The 18,965-nt window shown below is 66.2% G+C and carries 14 protein-coding genes; 8 read left to right on the top strand and 6 right to left on the bottom strand.

The genetic code is table 11. The features are described from left to right. Positions 1-4 precede the first annotated feature (4 nt). The 4 genes from feoB to I6F20_RS21785 all read left to right on the top strand — a co-directional run bounded on the left by feoB (position 5) and on the right by I6F20_RS21785 (position 6,021). Entirely contained in the window at positions 5-1,876 is a 1,872-nt protein-coding gene (gene feoB, locus I6F20_RS21770) for a ferrous iron transporter B (protein ID WP_225127759.1), read from the top strand. A 197-nt stretch (positions 1,877-2,073) separates the two neighbouring features. Continuing rightward, positions 2,074-2,571: a GNAT family N-acetyltransferase gene (locus tag I6F20_RS21775; RefSeq protein WP_225127880.1), complete on the top strand. Its 498-nt coding sequence runs from the start codon at positions 2,074-2,076 to the stop codon at positions 2,569-2,571. A 232-nt stretch (positions 2,572-2,803) separates the two neighbouring features. Continuing rightward, on the top strand, positions 2,804-4,318 hold the full coding sequence (locus I6F20_RS21780) for an ATPase domain-containing protein (protein ID WP_225127760.1): 1,515 nt from the start codon (positions 2,804-2,806) through the stop codon (positions 4,316-4,318). Continuing rightward, positions 4,315-6,021 (top strand): ATP-binding protein, encoded by a 1,707-nt coding sequence (locus I6F20_RS21785; protein ID WP_036024968.1) that lies wholly within the window; start codon positions 4,315-4,317, stop codon positions 6,019-6,021. Before I6F20_RS21780 ends, I6F20_RS21785 begins: the two co-directional genes overlap by 4 nt. Positions 6,022-6,072: 51 nt before the next feature. Here I6F20_RS21785 and I6F20_RS21790 read toward each other — a convergent pair whose 3' ends face one another. The 4 genes from I6F20_RS21790 to I6F20_RS21805 form a co-directional block, all read right to left on the bottom strand. Further along, positions 6,073-6,315: a hypothetical protein gene (locus tag I6F20_RS21790; RefSeq protein ID WP_036024966.1), complete on the bottom strand. Its 243-nt coding sequence runs from the start codon at positions 6,313-6,315 to the stop codon at positions 6,073-6,075. 31 nt (positions 6,316-6,346) lie between these two features. Beyond that, positions 6,347-7,465, bottom strand: a complete 1,119-nt coding sequence (locus I6F20_RS21795) for a DUF2336 domain-containing protein (RefSeq protein ID WP_036006551.1) — start codon at positions 7,463-7,465, stop codon at positions 6,347-6,349. A 334-nt stretch (positions 7,466-7,799) separates the two neighbouring features. Beyond that, complete coding sequence (locus I6F20_RS21800) at positions 7,800-11,489, bottom strand: AsmA family protein (protein ID WP_225127761.1); 3,690 nt, start codon at positions 11,487-11,489, stop codon at positions 7,800-7,802. Between the two features lie 133 nt (positions 11,490-11,622). Further along, positions 11,623-12,852, bottom strand: a complete 1,230-nt coding sequence (locus I6F20_RS21805) for a cytochrome P450 (protein ID WP_036037420.1) — start codon at positions 12,850-12,852, stop codon at positions 11,623-11,625. 129 nt (positions 12,853-12,981) lie between these two features. On the opposite strand from I6F20_RS21805, the gene I6F20_RS21810 reads away from it, so the two are divergent. The 4 genes from I6F20_RS21810 (at position 12,982) to I6F20_RS21825 (ending at position 14,725) form a co-directional block, all read left to right on the top strand. After that, complete coding sequence (locus tag I6F20_RS21810; RefSeq protein WP_109144943.1) at positions 12,982-13,593, top strand: TetR/AcrR family transcriptional regulator; 612 nt, start codon at positions 12,982-12,984, stop codon at positions 13,591-13,593. A gap of 310 nt (positions 13,594-13,903) precedes the next feature. Beyond that, positions 13,904-14,113 (top strand): cold-shock protein, encoded by a 210-nt coding sequence (locus I6F20_RS21815; protein ID WP_109145937.1) that lies wholly within the window; start codon positions 13,904-13,906, stop codon positions 14,111-14,113. A 96-nt stretch (positions 14,114-14,209) separates the two neighbouring features. Then, positions 14,210-14,452, top strand: coding sequence for a transcriptional regulator (locus I6F20_RS21820; protein ID WP_225114925.1), 243 nt, complete (start codon positions 14,210-14,212; stop codon positions 14,450-14,452). A gap of 51 nt (positions 14,453-14,503) precedes the next feature. Beyond that, positions 14,504-14,725 carry a hypothetical protein gene (locus tag I6F20_RS21825; protein ID WP_036006506.1) on the top strand — a complete coding sequence of 74 codons (222 nt, stop codon included), beginning with the start codon at positions 14,504-14,506 and terminating at the stop codon, positions 14,723-14,725. Positions 14,726-14,777: 52 nt separating this feature from the next. Here the strand turns inward: I6F20_RS21825 and I6F20_RS21830 are convergent, their stop codons facing one another. Then, on the bottom strand, positions 14,778-17,378 hold the full coding sequence (locus tag I6F20_RS21830) for an EAL domain-containing protein (RefSeq protein WP_225127762.1): 2,601 nt from the start codon (positions 17,376-17,378) through the stop codon (positions 14,778-14,780). Between the two features lie 138 nt (positions 17,379-17,516). Next, positions 17,517-18,812: an MFS transporter gene (locus tag I6F20_RS21835; RefSeq protein WP_225127882.1), complete on the bottom strand. Its 1,296-nt coding sequence runs from the start codon at positions 18,810-18,812 to the stop codon at positions 17,517-17,519. Positions 18,813-18,965: the final 153 nt, after the last annotated feature.

The following is an 18,965-nucleotide window of genomic DNA, read 5'->3' on the forward strand; positions in this document are numbered from 1 at the left end:
TCCCATGGAAGCACCGCTGCTGCATCTCGCCCTGGTCGGCACGCCCAACAGCGGCAAGACCTCGCTGTTCAACGCGCTGACCGGCAGCCGGCAGAAGGTCGCGAACTATCCCGGCGTCACGGTCGAGCGCAAGGAAGGCTTCTTCGTCACCCCGCTCGGCCGCCAGGTCTCCGTGGTCGACCTGCCCGGCACCTATTCGCTGCGCGGCCGCAGCCCGGACGAAGAGATCACCCGCGACTTCGTGCTCGGCAAGGCCTCCGGCGAGACCCTGCCCGATCTCGTGCTGTGCGTCGCCGATTCCACCAATCTGCGCCTGACCATCCGCCTGCTGCTGGAGCTGAAGCGCACCGGGCGGCCGATGATCCTCGTGCTCAACATGTTCGACATTGCAAGCCGCCGCGGCATCACTGTCGACGTCAAGCGGCTCGCCAAGGAGCTCGGAGTGCCCGTGGTCACCTCGATCGCGGTGCGCAAGGGCGGCACGGCCGACCTGCTCAAGCTGACCGACGAGATTTCCGCGGAGCTCGCGGCCGAGCCGGTGGAGAACAGCTGGCGCGCGCTCGGCGTCTCCGAGCTGCGTGCCACCCAACGCGAGGCCGACCGCATCATCGCCGACTGCGTCAGCCTGCCTGCTCGCCCCGACACCTGGACCGCACGGATCGACGCGATCGTGCTGCATCCGGTCGGCGGGCTGATCGTGCTGGCGCTGATCCTGTTCGTGATGTTCCAGGCGGTGTTCGCCTGGGCGCAGCCGGCGATGGAGCTGCTGAAGTCCGGCTTCGACTCGCTCGGCGAGCTGGTGCAGGCCACCCTGCCCGACGGCTTGCTGCAAAGCTTCCTGCAGAACGGCGTGATCTCCGGCGTCGGCAGCGTCATCGTGTTCCTGCCGCAGATCATCCTCATCTTCCTGTTCATCCTGCTCCTGGAAGATTTCGGCTACATGGCGCGCGCGGCGTTCCTGATGGACCGCATCATGGGCGGCGCCGGCCTGCACGGCCGCGCCTTCATTCCGCTGTTGTCGAGCTTTGCCTGCGCCATTCCCGGCATCATGGCGACGCGCGTCATCGACAACAAGCGCGACCGGCTGACCACGATCCTGATCGCGCCGCTGATGACCTGCTCGGCGCGCATTCCGGTCTATACGCTGATCATCTCCGCCTTCATCCCGGCCAGAGACGTCTGGGGCTTCATCAACCTGCAGGGCCTCGTGATGTTCGGCCTCTATGCCGCCGGCATCATCAGCGCGCTGTTGGTCTCGTTCGTGATCAAGTTCTTCATGCTGCGCGACTTTGTGCCGGCGCCGTTCATGTTGGAGCTGCCGGACTACAAGATGCCGCGGCTGAAATCCATCGTGATCGGCATCTACACCCGCGCCAAGATGTTCTTGCAGCGCGCCGGCACCACGATCTTCTCGATGATGGTGCTGATCTGGTTCCTGGCCTCCTTCCCGCAGCCGCCCGCGGGCGCGACCGGGCCGGCCATCGAGTTCAGCCTGGCGGCGATGATCGGCAAGGCGCTCGAGCCCCTGCTCGCCCCCGTCGGCTTCAACTGGCAGATCGCGGTGGCGTTGATCCCGGGCATGGCGGCGCGCGAGGTCGCGGTCGCGGCGCTCGGCACCGTCTATGCGATCGAGGGCGGCAACGAAGCGGTCGAGCAGATCGGCCAGGTGCTGGCGACAAAATGGTCGCTCGCCACCGCGCTGTCGATGCTAGCCTGGTACATCTTCGCCCCGCAATGCGCCTCCACGCTCGCCGTGATCCGGCGCGAGACCGGCAGCTGGGCCTGGATGGGCGCCACCTTCGCCTACATGCTGGTGCTGGCCTATGCGGCGAGCCTCGTGACGTACAACGTCGCCGTCGCGCTGGGGGCGGGGTAGCCCTTCCAAAACGAAACTGCGAAAACAACCCCATGCACAGTAGACCGGGGGTCGTGAAATCAATGAGTTACGCGCAAGGCAACGATCCGGCCGTCGCCCGTTGACCCGTCGGGCAAAACAGGGGCATGATGTCACGATCAGCCCGCAGCGATAGCAGCATGAACTACGACACGCCTCGGAAGCGGCGATCTGTCGCCGTGGACCATTTCACCACCGACCGCCTGACCGCCGAACGGTTGCGCGAGGATCACCTCGCCGACCTCGTCGCGCTGCATCGCGACGCCGAGGTCTCCCGCTATCTCGGCGGGGTGCGGACGCCCGAGGTCACGAGGGCTTATCTCGCAACCAACATGGCCCATTGGGACCAGCACGGCTTCGGACTCTGGACGCTGCGAACGAAGGACGGGGCCTTCGCCGGACGGGCGGGCATTCGGCACATTCTCGTGGACGATGTCGACGAGGTCGAAATCGCCTACGCGTTCAAGCGCGAATTCTGGGGCCAAGGATTTGCCAGCGAGATCGCGACCGCGCTGACGGACATCGGGCTGTCACAGCTCGCACTGCCGTCTCTCATCGGCATTGTGTATGTCGGGAACGGCGCATCGCGGCGCGTGCTGGAGAAGTCGAACTACCAGCTCGAGCGAAGCACGAACCGTCACGGCGAGGACGTCGTGATCTACCGCATCCGGCAGTGAGGGCAGCAACGGGATGGACCGCGAGCGGACCGTTTGTGTTCATTTTTGAACCGACACCATCCACGGGTCGGCACAGTCTGAGCGGCAACGAACCGGTCGCCGGACCGCCAGTCGGGCGGGAACTCAGGCCCGGGCATCGGAGTTCCTTAGACGGACCTTTTCAGTCATCCGGCTCCCGGCGTGCGCTGGGAGCGCATGGAGAGCTTTGGGAAGATACGCGTAAGGGGGGTTCATGACCGGTCAATCCGCGGCTGCTCCAGGCAGCGACCTCAAGGATTTGCCGAGAGTTTCGACCGGCAGCGAAGGGCTGGATGACATCCTCGGCGGTGGCTTGGACCCCAACCGAATGTATCTCTATGAGGGACGACCCGGCACCGGCAAGACCACGATTGCGCTCCAGTTTCTGCTCCGCGGGGTCCGGGACGGCGAACGCGTGCTCTACATCTCGCTTTCCGAGACCAAGCGCGAGCTCACCCTGGTCGCGCAGCGACACGGCTGGTCGCTGGACGGCGTCGACATCTTCGAGCTGGTGCCGCCGGAAACGACACTCGATCCGGATCGAGAGCTCACGGTCTTTCATCCCGCAGAAATGGAGCTGAGCGAGACCACGGGTCTGATCTTCAAGGAGGTCGAACGGATCAACCCTACCCGCGTGGTGCTCGACAGCCTGTCCGAATTGCGCCTGCTGGCGCAGAACCCGCTCCGCTACAGGCGACAGGTTCTGGCCCTCAAGCACTTCTTCACCAATCGCAACTGCACCGTGGTTCTGCTCGACGATCTGTCGTCCTCCCAGGATGATCTGCAACTGCATTCGATCGCGCACGGCGTGGTGATGCTCGAGCAGCTGGCCATCGACTACGGTGCCGAGCGGCGGCGGCTTCGCGTGATCAAGATGCGCGGCATCCGTTTTCGCGGCGGCTTCCACGATTTTACGATCGCGCAAGGCGGCCTGCGCATCTTTCCGCGGCTCGTCGCGGCCGAGCATCACAGATCATTCGATGGCGACATGGTGTCCAGCGGCAACCCCGAGCTCGACCAGCTCCTCGGAGGCGGGCTCGAGCGCGGCACCAACGCTCTTCTCCTCGGCGCGGCCGGCGTCGGCAAGTCGTCAGTTGCGCTAACCTACGCCATCGCGGCGGCGGAACGCGGCGAGCACGCCGTATTCTTCGCCTTCGATGAAGGGCGCGGAACGGTGGAGGCCCGCGCCAGAGCGCTCGGGCTGCCGCTGGACAAACATCTCGCCTCCGGAAAGATCCGGTTTCAGCAGATCGATCCGGCCGAATTGTCGCCGGGTGAGTTCGCGGCAACGCTCCGCCGGAGCGTCGAGGTCGACAATGCCCGCATCATCGTCATCGACAGCTTGAACGGTTATCTGAACGCGATGCCGGATGAACGTTTCCTCGTCCTGCAGATGCACGAACTGCTCAGCTACCTGGCCCAGCAGGGCGTGCTCACCATCCTCATCCTCGCCCAGCATGGGCTTGTCGGTCCCATGGATACGCCGCTCGACCTCAGCTATTTGAGCGATGCAGTCGTGATGCTGCGCTATTTCGAGTTCGCCGGAACGGTTCGACGCGCCTTGTCGGTCGTCAAGAAGCGCAGCGGCGGCCACGAGCACGGCATCCGCGAATTCCGGCTCGGCAGCAGCGGGATCAAGCTGGGCCCGCCGCTTCATGAGTTCAGCGGCATCTTTTCCGGCAATCCGCGCTATACCGGCACGGCCCTCCCGGAAGGGCCGCTCGAATGAGCGCGCAGCGCGATCACCGCGTTCTCGTCTTCGCCCCGGTGGGCCGCGACGGGCCGGCATCGGCCGAACTTTTGCGCAACGCGAACCTCGAGGCGATCAGTTGCCGGGACTTGGCCGAACTCGTCACCGAAATGGCGGCAGGCGTCGGCACCGTATTTCTTGCCGAGGAAGGATTGTTCGGCAAGGACACCGCGGCGCTGGCACAATGGATCGCCGGTCAGCCGCCGTGGTCCGATCTGCCTTTCGTCGTTCTCACCAGCCACCGGGAGCAGCCCTCGGTCATCGCCTGGCGACGCAGTATCGTCGAGCTTCTGCGCAACGTTTCGCTGCTCGAACGGCCGGTTCAACCGATCACGCTGACCAGCACCATCCAATCCGCACTGCGGGCTCGGCGGCGTCAATACGAGATCCGGGCTCTGCTCGAGGCGCGCGAGCAGACGGCCCAGGAGCTCGAGAAGCTGGTGATCGAGCGGACGAAGGCGCTGGAGGAAGCCAACACGCAGCTTCGCCTCGAGATCGAAGAGCGAGCACGCGTGGAGGAAACGCTTCGGCAGGCTCAGAAGATCGAGGCCATCGGCCAGCTCACCGGCGGCGTCGCGCATGACTTCAACAATCTCTTGATGGTGATTTCCGGCGGCCTCGACATGCTCGAACGCCAGACCGATCCGACCCGGCGCCGCCGCCTGATGGACGGGATGATCCAGGCGGCGCAGCGCGGAGCGAGCCTGACCAAGCAGCTTCTGGCATTCTCACGGCGGCAGAAACTCCGGCCGGAGCCTGTCGACGTCGCCGCGCAGATCGGCGGCATGCGTGAACTGCTCGATCGCAGTCTCAGGGGCGACGTCCATGTCGAATTCGACTTTCCGGAGCAGCTTTGGCCGGTGGAGGTCGATCCCGGCGAGCTCGAGCTGGTCATTCTCAACCTGGCCGTCAACGCCCGCGACGCCATGCCCAATGGCGGCACGATCATCGTGCGCGGCGAAAATCTACCCGACCTGAACGATGGGGAGATCGCCGGCGACTATGTCCGCTTGTCCGTCGTCGACACCGGTGTCGGGATGCCCCCGGAGATCATGTCGCGGGTGTTCGAGCCGTTCTTCACGACCAAAGACGTCGGCAAGGGGTCTGGACTGGGGCTCGCACAGGTCCATGGATTTGCGACGCAGTCGCGGGGCACGGTGCGAATTCAATCGAAGGTCGGCCGAGGCACGAGCATCGAGCTGTACCTGCCGCGATCCTTCGAGACTCCCTCCGACGAGCGACACCTCATCGACCTCACCAGGGTGCGCCCGAAAAAGAGCAATCAGGGGCAGATCCTGCTGGTGGAGGACGATAACGAGGTTGCCGCGCTGGTCAGCGAGATGCTCGGTCAGCTCGGCTACGAGGTCACACGCGCTTCCAGTGCCGCAGCAGCGCTCGGTGCCCTGGCGGACGGCCGTCCCATCGATCTGATCTTCTCCGACATCATGATGCCGGGCGGCATGAACGGGGTCGAGCTTGCGCGCGAGGTCAGGAAGAGACGAAGCGACATACCGATATTGCTGACCAGCGGATATGCCGAAGCCTCGGTCCATGAAGCGGAGAGCGCGGGTATCGAGATCCTGCCCAAGCCCTATCACATCGACGAGCTCGCCGCAGCCCTGGCCGCGGCGAAGTCAGGTCTTCGGCGCGATGCAGGCTCCAAACGCTCGAACTCCTGCTGAGAGCAATCGTGGATTACGCTGCGCGCCAGTCTGCGCGCGATCCCCGGAGCCTTACCGAAAATATCCCAGCACGAGATCGACATCCGCGCTGCGGGCCGCCGTGCCGTTCAGCTCGGCGTCGATGACGCGGCGGCAGGCGTCCACCGCGGCGTGGTCGCCGAGGTCGTTGGCGGCTTCCAGCACGAGCCAGGCGGCGTCCACCGAGGCCTTGTCCGGAGCTGCGCCGCCGAGATCGGTGGCGCCGGCATTGGCGAGATTCTTCTTGCGAACGGCGGTGCCGAATTGAGGTAACATTGCAGGTACTCCCCTCTCCTCAGTGGACCTGTCAGTGGACTTGAAGTTCGGGCTGACGGCCCGCATCGGCACCCGCGCCGGTCTTGCGCGACTGGTAGAACTTCAGAATGCTGCGCGACGTCTCGATCTTGAGCCGGCCGTACTCGCGCTCGTTGTCCTGGAGCTCGCGCGCCGTGATCAGATGATCCTTGGCGCCGAGGAACAACAGCGACATCGTCGTGTCCCAGGAGAAGTCGAGCGCCTTGCACAGCACCAGGATCATCTCGCGGTTGCGGTCCATCAGCGCGCGCTCGATCACGTCGACCGGCAGCGCCGACAGCAGCGACAGGCCGATCTGCACCTCGTCGAAGCGATGCTGGCGGGCATAGTTCGAGATCGAGTCCTGGTTGAGATTGCCCTGGCGATACTGCGTCGTGACCACGCGCTTGGCGACGAAATAGCTGCGCGAGGACGGGCCGAACTTGGACTGAAGATCGCCGGTGACCTCGGTGACCGAGCTCTGGATCTGCGACATCATCTCGGGCCGCTCGGTCTCGAGCCGGCGGCGGACGTCTTCGGAGGCTTTCGCGATCAGCTGCTGGAAGATGTGGCGCGGCACGTCCTTGCGCAGGCCGAGCTGCTCGGCAAGGATCGAATCGCCCTCGGCGCGGCGGACCATGTGCAAGAGGCCCGAGCCGGAGAACCGCGCGCCCTCGTTCCTGGCGACCGAGGTCACGACCTCCTGGTTGCCGCGCTTGACCAGCACGTCGGTCACGGCTTCGCCGATCGACTGGCGCTGCGAGATCGCCAGCAGATGCGCCTGGCCCTTGGTCATGGCGCTCTGAACCAGCATCTTCTCGTCGATGCGGTTGGAATCGCGCAGCACGGGACCGGCAACCGCGATCTCGTCGTCGAGGGCGAGCCTTTCGATGACGTTGAGCGGGGCGTGATCGCAGGCCGACATCACTTCGGAGAGCTGCGCGCGCGCTGCCACCTCGATCTCGTCGGCAAGCCGGCCGATCACCTCGCCGAACATGCTGATCTCGTCGTCGCTGTAGCGGCCGGTGATCAGGATGTCGGTCGCATGCCACAATGCGCGTGACCGGCTTTCGTCGGTGCCGCGCGCGATCGCGTCGTCCAGATCCTGCAGAAGCGATTTCGCCCCGTTCATCTCGATCACCCCAGTTCATGGCAGCCCGTTGGCGAGCCGTCCCGCCGCTCGCGGCGCGACGCCGAATTCCTCTGGGAACCCACGCTAGAGATGAAACGCGAGAATTCAGTAAAGTCGGCAAATCAGTTTTGCCGACGAAAATTCCGTCAAATGCGAGGGAATGGACTTACTGTTGTGCAAGAGCCGAGAAGCTTTGGGCACTGAAACCTCTCCGCGTCATGGCCGGGCTTGTCCCGGCCATCCACGCCTTGCCGCATGGCACAAAGAACGTGGATGCCCGGGACAAGCCCGGGCATGACGAGCATCGGCAACGGAGCGCTTTAGTTAGCGCCGTCTACGGATTCTGCGGCGTCAGCACAAGCGGCGGCTTCGGCCTGGGCTTGGCGGGCGGCGGGCCCGGGGCGGGCTTCACGTCGATGGCCGGAGGGAGCGGCGCGAGCTGCTGGCTCGCGAGCGGCGGGCTCGTCAGTGAAGGGCTTGTCAGTGAGGGGCTTGGCGCGGCGGGCGCGGCCTGCGGAGCTTTCGGGGTCGGCGCCACCCTGGGCTTTGCCGGCGCGCGGCGCGGGTCCTGGCCCGGCAGCGGCACGTTGGGTGGCGCCTGCTCGGTCGCTATCTCCGGGGACACCAGCGTCGGCAGCGCAGCGGTGGCCGGCGGCGGCTCGCCGCGCTCGATGGCGTCGAGCCGCCGCGTCTCGCGATCGATCGTGCGCACCGCAAGCCATGACGACAGCGGTGCGAGGTCGATGGTACGGCTCAGCCTGTCGGGCGGGCCTGCCGCAAACAGCTGGATCTCGGGCGGGGCGCCGGAAAGCCCGGTCATGATCGGCGTCAGGCTGGCGCGGATGTCGGCCTGGTCCGCCGGAATGTCGTAGCCGCCGGAGACGATGGCGCGGGCGTTCTTCGCTTCCAGCGGCGTTGCGCCGATGCGCAGGCGGCCGTCGCGGATCGTGAACGGAATCTGCGCCGAAGGCACCGCGATGCGCCCCGCCGACAGCGCGGGCTCGACGAGCTGCCGCAGCCGGTTGTCGTCATTGACCTGGCCGCCGTCGCTGGCGCGGATGGCGATCTCGAACGCACGCGGATTGAGGCCGGCGATCTCGGCGGATTCGAGCGTCACCGTGCCGTTCCCGGCGAGCGCACCGGTCAAGGCCGCGACGCTGCGGCCCTGGCTGGTCAGCGCCATCTGCACCGAGGCGCGCCCCTTGGGCAGGGCGAGGTCGCGATAGCGCAGCGCCGCCGCATCGACGTTGCTGAGCTCGATGCGCGCGTTCAGCGCAAGCCCACCCGCGCCATTGCGCGCGTCCAGGCTTGCGGACATGTCGCCGCCGCCGACGCCGCCCTTGAGCGCATCGAATGCGAGCGACTGGCCGTCGCTCCGGATCGTGCCGCCGAAGGGGCGCAGCTCGATGCCGCCGGGCAACGTTCCGCGTAAGGCCTGGAAGGCGATGCGGCCGCGCCAGCCGCTGACCAATCCTGCGCTGAGAGGCTCGCCGGACTCACGACCGGCTGCGCCGACGGCGATTGCGAGCGCCGGCGCCAGATCGAGCGAGTCGAGACCGACCTCGCCGTCGATGCTCTTGTCCTGATCGAGCGTCACCGAAACATGGCCGCGCAGATGCGAGCCCGCGGCATTGCCGTCGAGATCGCCGAAGGTCAGGCGATTGCCGGAGAGCGTGAGGCGGGAGGACAGGCTGACGTTCTGCGCCGACTTGCCGGCCGGGCTGGTCCCGAGCAGCGGCGCCAGATTGGCGTTGCGCACGCGCAGGTTCACGCTCGCCTTCGGTTCGAACGATTTGGGCTCGAACGATTTGGGTTCGGACGGTTTGGACTCCGACCATTCGACGCTGCCTTGCGCGTCGGCATCGAGCCCGCCGCCGCTGAGCTTTGCGTTCAATTGCGAGGGACGGCGCCAGGCTCCGCTCAACCGTCCTTCGAATTGCGAGGCGCCCTCGCCCGCGGCCACGATGCGGTCGAGCCCCAGCAGTGCCAACAAGGCGCCGGCTTGCGGCGCCGCCGCTTTCGCGTCCAGCGTGAAGTCGCTGTTGCGCAGGCGTTCGAGGTCGATACCGCCGATGGCGGCCGCCGGCGTCTGCGCGGCCAGGGTCGCCGTCGTCTTGAGCTGCGGTGCGTCGAGGTCGAGCACGAAGCGGGCATTGCTGCGATCGGCATGCTCGGCGTTCTTGTCGAGGCTGAGATCGAGCTTGAGACGGGTCGCGCCGGGCAAGGACGGGAGCGCATCGAGGCGCGCGCGCAGCGCGGGCGCGAACGGCTCGACCAGCGCGGTGAGCTCGCGCAGCGAATTGGCCGAGGATTTCAGCGCGAGCTTGCCGGTCGTCTTGGTGCGGTCGAAGCTGCCGCTCGCCTCCGAGGTCACGCCGCCGCCCTGGCCGAAGCGCAGCTGCTCCAGCGACAGCGACGCCGGGCTGTAGGCGAGCCTGGCTGCGAACGGCCGCAGCTCCTGGCCGGCGGAGATCGCGCGGCCAATATCGAGCGAGAGCTTTGCCTCTTCCGGCCATTCGCCTTGCCGCCCCGCCAGCGCGCGCACGAAGCTCGTGGCGGCATCGAGGTCGAGCCGGTCGGCCCTGAGGTCCGCATCGATCCGCGAGCCGTTGCTCGCGCCTGTCTGCACGAAGACGATGCGGCCTTCGATCGCGCCGCCATCGATGTCGGCCTTCAGCCTGTCGATGGCGAGATGATTGGCTGCGATGGTGACGTCGCCGGCGAGACGCAGCGGCCGCGTGCTGCGGCGGGTGATCTCGCTGCGGCCCTGCAGCCAGGCCACCAGCGTGTCGGGATCCGGGGATTCAACGCTGAGCCGGCCGCTGAAACTGTCGGCGCCGGGAGCCGCGCCATTGAGCGAGACCTGCGTCATGCCGGGCGCGCGCAGCTCCAGCCGCCGAAAGGTCCAGGACCGGCCGTCGGTCGCAAGCTCGGTCGCGATGTTCTGGAGCGGACGGCCGCCGAGCATGATCTGATCGGCATTGAACTCGATCTGGGCAGGGATCGGCACCTGCGGGATCGCCGCCAGCCCTGCGCGCAGCGCCGGCAGGACGCGCTGCGGATCGGCATCATCCTTGGCGGTCAGCCTGTCGGCATCGACCTGCCGCGCCGACAGCACCGCGCGCAGCAAGGGCGATGCGCCAAACCTGAGATCGCCGACGCCGCCGAGCTTCAGCGCGGTGTCCTCCGGGCCGAAGCTCGCGTCGATCTGCTCGAATTTCGCGCCGGCCGGATCGGCCTTGAGCCTGGTCGCAAGCTTCCAGGGCGTCGGTCCCGCCTCGCCCGCCTTCCTGGCCGCGGGCACGGCGAGGGTCAGCGCGCCCTCGAATTTCGGCTGGCGATTATCGAAGGCGAGCACGCCCTCAAGATCGGCGAGGATGGCGCGCTCGCCGGGATCGATGTTGAGGTGGAGACGGGTGGCGCTGCCGTCGGCGCTGGGGCCGGAGGAGACGCGGAACGGGTAGCGCACGCCGCGCGCGGTGAAGCTGCCGTCGCCCCGCACCGAGCCTGCGAGCGAGCGCACATCGCCGGAGAAGGCGATATCGTTCAATTCCAGCGTCGAGCGGCTGGCGGCATCGTGCAAGGCGATGCGGCCGGTGAGGTTCAGCCGCTCGATGGCGAGGGAGGCCAGGTTGAAGGTGCCGCTCGCGGTGGAGGGCAAATCGACCCGTCCGCGCGCGTCCAGACCAAGATCGACCGCCATGCCGCCGACCGAAAGCTCGGTGGCGCGCCATTCGCCGCGCATCAGGGAGCCGAGGCTGAACTCGACATCGAGCTTGTCGGCGCGCAGGCGGCCGAGATCGTTGTTGCCGCCGAAGGTGACGCCGCGCAGCCGCAGCGTCGGCGCCGGCAACAGCCGCGCATCGAGCTCGCCCGCCACCCGCACCGGCACGCCGATGATCTTGCCGGCCTCCGCCTCGAACTGGGGCCTGAACTGGTTCCAGTCGATGTAGTAAGGCCCGATCAGCGCGGCCAGCAGCGCAATGATGAAGGCAATCGCCAATCCGAGCAGCGTCGTCTGCACGGGTCTCCCCTCGGCCAAACCGGCCTGGGCCGAAGCTGAGAGCCTCAGGCGCGCCGGAACAGCCCCTTATATAGGGGGAAGTATGGCGAAGTCACAGCGACTGTTGCGCGCGGAGGTTAACGCGCAAGCCCCCTCACCAGCTCGCCGGCAGCCGCCTCAGCCCGCGCAGCACGAAGGTCGGCCGCCATTCCGGGGTCTCAATGTCGTCGATGCGCAAATCCGGCAGCCGCCGCAGCAGCGTGGCGATGGCGATCTCGGCCTCGATCCGCGCCAATTGGGCCCCCAGGCAGAAATGGATGCCGCCGCCGAACGACAGCGGCTTGACGTTCGCCCGGGTGACGTCCAGCCGGTCGGGCCTGTCGGGGTAGACCGCGCCATCGCGGTTGGCCGAGCCGAGCAGGCACAGCACGGTCTCGCCCTTGGGGATCGTCACGCCGCCGAGGTCCTCGATCTCCTCCAGCGTGACGCGCCCGGTCATCTGCACCGAGGAATCATAGCGCAGGAACTCCTCGATCGCGTTCGTCATCAGCTCCGGTTTCGCTTTCAGGAGCGCAAGCTGATCCGGGTTGCGGTGGAGCGCGAGCAGGCCGTTGCCGATCAGGTTGACCGTGGTCTCGTGGCCTGCGCCGAACAGCAGGATGATGTTGGCGGTCAGCTCCTCGTTGGTGAGCTTGTTGCCGTCCTCCTCGGCCTGCACCAGCTGGGTGATGAGGTCGTCGCCGGGATTCTTGCGGCGCAGCTCGAACAGCTGCTGGAAATACATCTGCGCCATCAGGTTGGCGGCGTTGCCCTGGCGGATCTCCTCCGGCGAGAGCGGCACGGGGTCGAGCAGCCGTCCGCCGTCGCGCGAGCTCTTGTAGAACACTTCGCGATGCTCCTCGGGGATGCCGAGCATGTCGCAGATGATGGTGACGGGCAGGCGGAAGGCGAAATCCTCGATCAGGTCCATGTGGCCGCGCTCGATCACGGCATCGATCGCCTGGTCGACGATCTCCTGGATCCGCGGTCGCATGTCCTCGACGCGGCGGGCGGTGAAGGCCTTCACGACCAGGCCGCGCAGGCGGGTGTGGTCCGGCGGATCGGCTTGCAGCATCCAGTAGCTCATGCTGCGAAACACCGGCTCCTTCATGATCTCCGGGCCGTAGCGGCGCGTGGTCCGCTCGACGAAATCCTTGCCGAAGCGCTTGTCACGCAGCACGAGACTGACCTCGGCGTGCCGGCTGGCGACGTACTGGCCGAAAGGCGTCACGTGGATCGGATCGACCGTGCGCAGCCGTTCATAGTGCGGATAGGGATCGCGGATGAAATCCGGCGAGAGCGGGTTGAACAGCGGTCCGCCAGCGGGTTGCACTTGCTCGTTCATGGTGACCTCGGATCGATTGCCGCACGACACGCATACGCAAGGCTGCCCACCGCCCGGCGTAACCATCCCTGTAAATTATCAACTCGATACATTGTTGTATCGAGTTGCATTCTGCCCTAAGCTGCGCCGATGTCAAGGGTGAGAACCAGGCCGACCAGGGACGACACACGCGAGGCGCTGTTCGAGGCGGCCGCGCGCGTGTTCGAGGCGGACGGCATCGGCGGCGCCAGCATCGAGGCGATCGCGGCGGCGGCGGGCTTCACCCGCGGCGCGTTCTATTCGAACTTCAAGAGCAAGGACGAATTGATCATCGCCATGCTCGAGGACCATGTCGCGCAGTCGATCCGGCGCAACATGGACATCCTGGCGCAGCACGACAATCTCGACGACTTCATCGCGGCGTTGAAGACGATGGACCGCAGCCGCCAGGATCCGCTCGGCCGCTCGCCCCTGCTGCACATGGAGATGATCCTGTTCGTGGCGCGGGCCGAAAAGCGCCGCCCGGAACTTGCCAAACGCCTGCGCGCGCGGCGCAGGCTGGTCGCCGACATCATCGAAGCGACATCGAAGAGCAACGGGCGCAACGTCAATCTGAACCCGCCCTGGATCGCCTCCGTCGTGCTCGCGCTGGAAGACGGCTTTCGCCTGCACCGGCTGATCGACCCCGAGACGACACCCGCCGACAGCTTTCTGCGCGCGATCACGGATTTGCGGCGGAGGACGGGATTGGCGTCAGCCTAGCGGCGCGGGCGGCGCAGCCGCGCCGATATGCTGATCGTCAGCAGACCTGTTCGGTCAATCGATGACGCCTTGCTCGCAGATCGATCGACACACGCAAAGCGCCGCGATCGGAACAGAAGAATGGCCTCGCAGCAAACAAACTGGCTTCGCTCCTTGCAAATGCATGAAAGTCGTATATATTGAAGTCGTTCGATTAGCCGCTGTGCCTTGTTGAATGCGCCCGCGGGCTCCTTTTCCAAAGACATCGACGAAGTTGAAGGTAACCGCGCGATTGTCGCGCGGGATGCGCTCGCGCGCTTTGGAGAAGAAAATGACGACAGGTACGGTCAAGTGGTTTAACGGCCAAAAGGGCTTCGGTTTCATCCAGCCAAACGACGGTGGCAACGACGTGTTCGTTCACATCAGCGCCGTTGAAAGGGCTGGGCTTGCCGGTCTCGGCGAAGGCCAACAGGTCAACTTCGAGATCAAGACCGACAAGATGCGAGGCAAAGTCAGCGCCGAGAACCTCTCGCTGGCTTGAGATCGTTGCGCCGTTTCACGGATGTACTGAAACGGTCGCTTTGCCCGCTCAATCCCTGGATTGAGCGGGTTTAGTCTTTGCGGATCCGGGTGAACGATGAGCAGCAAGAAGCCGGCAGAGCCGTCACCCGAAAGCATTACACGTTCCGATCGCAAGCGCCTGGCCGCCGAAGAGGGCGCGCGGGCATTGGCGGACGTGGAAAGGCAAGCCATCGAGGTTCGCAAGAACATGGCGCGGCTTCGAGAGGCGCGCCAGGCGAGGGAAGCGGCCGATGAAGCTCTTCGATCGACTTTGCCGGTGCCTAAGCTCAAGAAGCGGACAAGGAAGTTGGCGCGATAGCCGTCTTCAACGCCGCCTGCGAAATCTGAAGTGCCGATCCCATGCCGGAGAGTGCAGATCGTGCCTCGCATAAAGCCAGATCACGGAACCATCACATTCTTTCTCGCGTCCGGCGCAAATCGGCAGATGTGCCGGCTTGCAACGACATTCAACACGCAGAAGCAGGCCTTCAGCTATCTACAGAAGCATCGCACGGAGTTCGAGCGCATGGCGCGGGCGCGCCTGGCTTCAGGAGAGCTCGAGGAAGGCATTGTCGTGCTTTCGATGCTCTAGCGAAGCCCGTTCTGCCGCCGGTCGCTGATGCGTTCCTGCCGCTCAAAGGCGGCTACGCCGACTGCTTCACGGCAACCTTGTCCGCCACAAGGTCAAGCCGCCCCAGCATCGCCCTCGCCTGCTCGGCGCAATGCTCGATCAGCCAGCGCTCGAAGGCGACCGGCGGCAGGGGCGGCGCGTAGAGGAAGCCCTGGACGATGTCGCAGCCGAGCTCAGCCAGCGTCTTGCGCTGCCCCTCGGTCTCGACCCCCTCGGCGACCACGCTCATGCCGAGGCCCTGGCCGACGCGGACCACGGCGGTGGCGATCGCGAGCGCGCCCGCGTCCTGCTCGATGTCGCGCATGAAACTGCGGTCGATCTTGAGCTCGCGGATCGGCAGATGCGCTAGCCGGCTGAGGCTGGAATAGCCGGTGCCGAAATCGTCCACCGAGAGGCCGACGCCGAGCTCGCGGATCGCGTTCATCGTCTCCAGCGCCGCGGCGCCGTCCTGCATGAACGCGCCTTCGGTGATCTCCAGCATCAGCGCATCCGGCGGCAGATCGTGCTCGGCCAGGATGTCCTTGAGCCGCGCGGCCAGCGTGACGTTGCGGAAATTGATCGGCGACAGATTGACCGAGACGCAGGGGATGTTGAGCCCGGCGCGGCGCCAGCTCGCCATCTGACGGCAGGCCTCGCGCACGGACCACATACCGATCTGCTCGATCAGCCCGCATTCCTCGGCGAGCGGGATGAACTTTGCCGGCGAGACGTCGCCGAGCACGGCATCGCGCCAGCGCGCGAGCGCCTCGACGCCGTGGATCGCGCCGTCGCAGCTGCGAATCTGCGGCTGATAGCTGAGGCTCAGCACACCTTCCGCGACCGCGCGGCGCAACGCCGCGATCAGCGCCAGCCGCTGCTCCGCGAGCACGTTCATCTCGGCACTGAAGAGGCGATGCGTCGAGCGTCCGGCCTGCTTGGCCATGTACATGGCGGCGTCCGCCTGCTGCATCAATGTGTCGATGTCGGTGGCGTGATCGGGATAGAGGCTGATTCCGATGCTGGCGGACATCGGCATCAGCTTCGATCCGAGCCGCAACGGTGCGGACAGGGCCTCGGTGATCCCGGCCGCGATGCGCTCAGCGGCCTCGGCATTGCGTTGCGGCAGCAGGATGACGAACTCGTCGCCGCCGAGCCGTCCCAGCATGTCGTCGGGACCGATCTGCTCGCGCAGGCGCTGCGCGAGCAGGATCAAGAGCTCGTCGCCGGCGGCGTGGCCGAGCGTGTCGTTGACGTCCTTGAAATGATCGACGTCAAGGAAGGCGAGCGCGACATGGCCTCCGGTCGGACAGGCATTGATCGCGGTCGTGATCAGGTGGCGCAGCTGCGCGCGGTTCGGCAGACCGGTGAGCATGTCGTGATAGGCGAGCCGCGCGATTTCGGCGCGCGCCTCCTTGCGCTCGATCGCGAACGCGCCGAGGTTGACGCAGGCATCGACGATCTGGCGGTGCCATCGGCTCGGCGCCCGCGGTTCGCGATAATAGAAACCGAAGGTGCCGATGACCCGGCCGTCCTTGGCCTTGATCGGCGTCGACCAGCAGGCGCGCAAGCCCACTTCGAGCGGCCGCGCCTTGTAGGGCTGCCAGCGCGGATCGGCATCGATGTCGGCGACCAGAACCGGAATGCCGTAGAAGGCTCCGGTTCCGCACGTGCCGACCTCGGGACCGATCGCGATGCCGTCGAGCGAACGGGAATAGTCCTCGGGCAAGCTCGGGCCGCCCAGCGGATGGAGCAAGCCGGCGGCATCGACGTGCAGCAGCGAGCAGACGACGCCGGGCGCGATCTGCTCGACGCGGCGGCACAGCCGATCGGCAATCTCGGTGATCGGCGCCTCGTCGGCGAGCGCCGCCATGATCAGTTGCTGCAGCGAGCGCAGCTGCCGGGATTCGGTGATGTCCTCGAGCAGCGCAAAGATGTGCTTGACCCGGCCTTTCTTGTCGCGGAAGGCGTCGATCCGGGCAGAGACCCAGATCTCCTCACCATCCTTGTCGTAGACGAGCACCTCGGCCTCGTCGCGCTGACCGCCATGCATCAGCCGCTTGACGAGCTTCGCAATCGCCTTGCGCTCGGTGTGGCGGCCGGCAATGAGCTCTCCGGCGCGGCGGCCTTCGGCCTCCTCGCTGGTATAGCCGAACAGCGCCGTGAACGCGGAATTGACGTAGACGATGTTCTGCTCGACGTCGGTGATGATCACCACGCGGTTGGTCTGGTCGGAGACCGCGTGGAGAAGTGCGATCCTGGCGCGGCGTTCGGCATCGAGGCTGACGTCGCGCGCGAACACGATGTGATGGGCCGCGCCGTCGACCATCGCCGAGGACATCGCGACCTGCGCCTTGATACGGCTGCCGTCGTGCCGCACGAGGCTGATCTCCTCGCGGAAATCCGCGGTCGCACCGGCGCTTAGGCATTTGAGGGTGAGGACGGCGGCATCGCGGCCGAGCACCTCGGCGGCGGCGAGCTTCCAGATCCGTTCCGCGGCGGGGTTGAAGTGGGTGATGCGATGCGCCTCATCGACGATGACGATGCCATCGTCGGCGCGTTCGAGCGCGGCGCGCAGCACGTCAGGAATTTCAGTCGCAAGGTGATCGGAGGCGGGCATCGTCTGGACCAGCGGCATCGGGAAATGCGGCAATCGGCGAGAGGTTAACGCTCCGATGGTGTCCAAGACGTTTTTGCAATTCCGGCGCGCTGCGCCAAGAGGCGGCATGATTAACGCTTCGCGAAAACGCCGAAGGTATCTTGAAGCGTACTGGACCTATTCGGATGCCGTTTTGAGCTTGTGCAGCCGGCCGGCCACGGCCCTCACCTTGCCCGGCGCCGCCCGCCAGATCGCAAGCGCCGACACCCCGCTCACGACCATGGCGAGGGCGAAAGCGAGCGTGTAGTCGCCGGCGCGATCATAGAGGACACCGGTCAGCCACGGTCCGGCCGCACCGCCCGCCAGCGCCGCGAGCATGATCGTGCCGAAGATGCTGCCCTGGTGCCTGCCCTGGAATATCTCGAACACCACCGCGCCCATGATCGAGGTGAGACCGTAGCCGAGCGCGCCTTGCGTGAACACCATCAGATAAACCAGCCAGAGCGAAGCTTGATATTTCAGCGCGATCAGCGCGGCGAAGCAGATGACGAAACCCGCACAACTGATCGCCCACACCCACTCCCTGCCGATGCGGTCGGAGACGTGCCCCAGCACGATCTGGCCGGGAATGCCGAGCAGGCTGACCATTCCGAGCGCCCACACCGCAACGCCGGGGCTGAAGCCGACATCGAGCAGGAATTTGGTCTGGTGCACCTGCACCGCATACCAGATGTACAGGCCGCAGAAATAGCCGAGCCCGATCCACCAGAACCGCGCGGTCGCGACGGCGCGCCGCAGCGTCCAGTCGGTGTTGACCCAGACGTGATCGACGACGTTGGAGACCGGGCTTGCCGCGCCTGCGGCGGGGGCGGCATCGCCGTCCGGCTGGAGCCCGATGTCCTCCGGGCGCTTGTGCAGCAGCAGGTTGATCGGCGCCAGCGCGATCAGGACGAGCAGGCCCATCGCGGTGCAGGCGGTGCGCCAGCCGGTCTGCTCGATCATGTGCTGCACCCATGGCAGCAGCGTCACCGAGCCGATACCGACGCCGGCGAAAGCGATGCCGATGGCGAAGCCGCGCTTGCGGATGAACCAGTTCGGCAGGAACAGCGACTGGCCGGAATAGCCGAGACAGACGCTGCCGGCACCGACCATGACACCGATGGTGACATAGAGGTGCCACGGCGCGCTGGTCAGCGGCGCCAGCAAAAGGCCGCCGCCCATCAGCACGACCCCGAGCTCCATCACCGCCCGCGGACCCGCGCGGTCCATCAGGCGGCCGATCAGCGGGCTGACCACGCCCGACACAACGAAGCCGAAGGAGAAGGCGCCCGCCGTGACGCCGCGCTCCCAGCCGAACTCGGAGATGATGGGTGGAAAGAACAGCGAAAAGGCGGTGCGCGCGTTGACGCCGATCGCCATGGTGACGAAGGTCACGGCGACCACGATCCAGCCGTAGAAGAACGGAAGCCGCATGTTGTGTGCTTGTTTCATCCCTAGACGGTTCTTCGGACCATCCGGGGATGTCCGGGTCAAGCGCTTTTCGCGCATGCCTCTTGAGCGGGGCGCAGACGCTCCCGCAACGTCATGGCCGGGCTTGTCCCGGCCATCCACGTCTTGCGACGCAGG

This window comes from Bradyrhizobium sp. IC3123 (assembly GCF_020193625.1).
Classification (GTDB): domain Bacteria; phylum Pseudomonadota; class Alphaproteobacteria; order Rhizobiales; family Xanthobacteraceae; genus Bradyrhizobium; species Bradyrhizobium yuanmingense.

Excerpts from the sequence above, each read along its gene's own strand:
- feoB (WP_225127759.1), top strand. The coding sequence starts at position 5 with ATGGAAGCACCGCTGCTGCATCTCGCCCTGGTCGGCACGCCCAACAGC.
- I6F20_RS21780 (WP_225127760.1), top strand. The coding sequence starts at position 2,804 with ATGACCGGTCAATCCGCGGCTGCTCCAGGCAGCGACCTCAAGGATTTG.
- I6F20_RS21785 (WP_036024968.1), top strand. The coding sequence starts at position 4,315 with ATGAGCGCGCAGCGCGATCACCGCGTTCTCGTCTTCGCCCCGGTGGGC.
- I6F20_RS21790 (WP_036024966.1), bottom strand. The coding sequence starts at position 6,315 with ATGTTACCTCAATTCGGCACCGCCGTTCGCAAGAAGAATCTCGCCAAT.
- I6F20_RS21795 (WP_036006551.1), bottom strand. The coding sequence starts at position 7,465 with ATGAACGGGGCGAAATCGCTTCTGCAGGATCTGGACGACGCGATCGCG.
- I6F20_RS21805 (WP_036037420.1), bottom strand. The coding sequence starts at position 12,852 with ATGAACGAGCAAGTGCAACCCGCTGGCGGACCGCTGTTCAACCCGCTC.
- I6F20_RS21810 (WP_109144943.1), top strand. The coding sequence starts at position 12,982 with ATGTCAAGGGTGAGAACCAGGCCGACCAGGGACGACACACGCGAGGCG.
- I6F20_RS21815 (WP_109145937.1), top strand. The coding sequence starts at position 13,904 with ATGACGACAGGTACGGTCAAGTGGTTTAACGGCCAAAAGGGCTTCGGT.
- I6F20_RS21820 (WP_225114925.1), top strand. The coding sequence starts at position 14,210 with ATGAGCAGCAAGAAGCCGGCAGAGCCGTCACCCGAAAGCATTACACGT.
- I6F20_RS21830 (WP_225127762.1), bottom strand. The coding sequence starts at position 17,378 with ATGCCGCTGGTCCAGACGATGCCCGCCTCCGATCACCTTGCGACTGAA.
- I6F20_RS21835 (WP_225127882.1), bottom strand. The coding sequence starts at position 18,812 with ATGCGGCTTCCGTTCTTCTACGGCTGGATCGTGGTCGCCGTGACCTTC.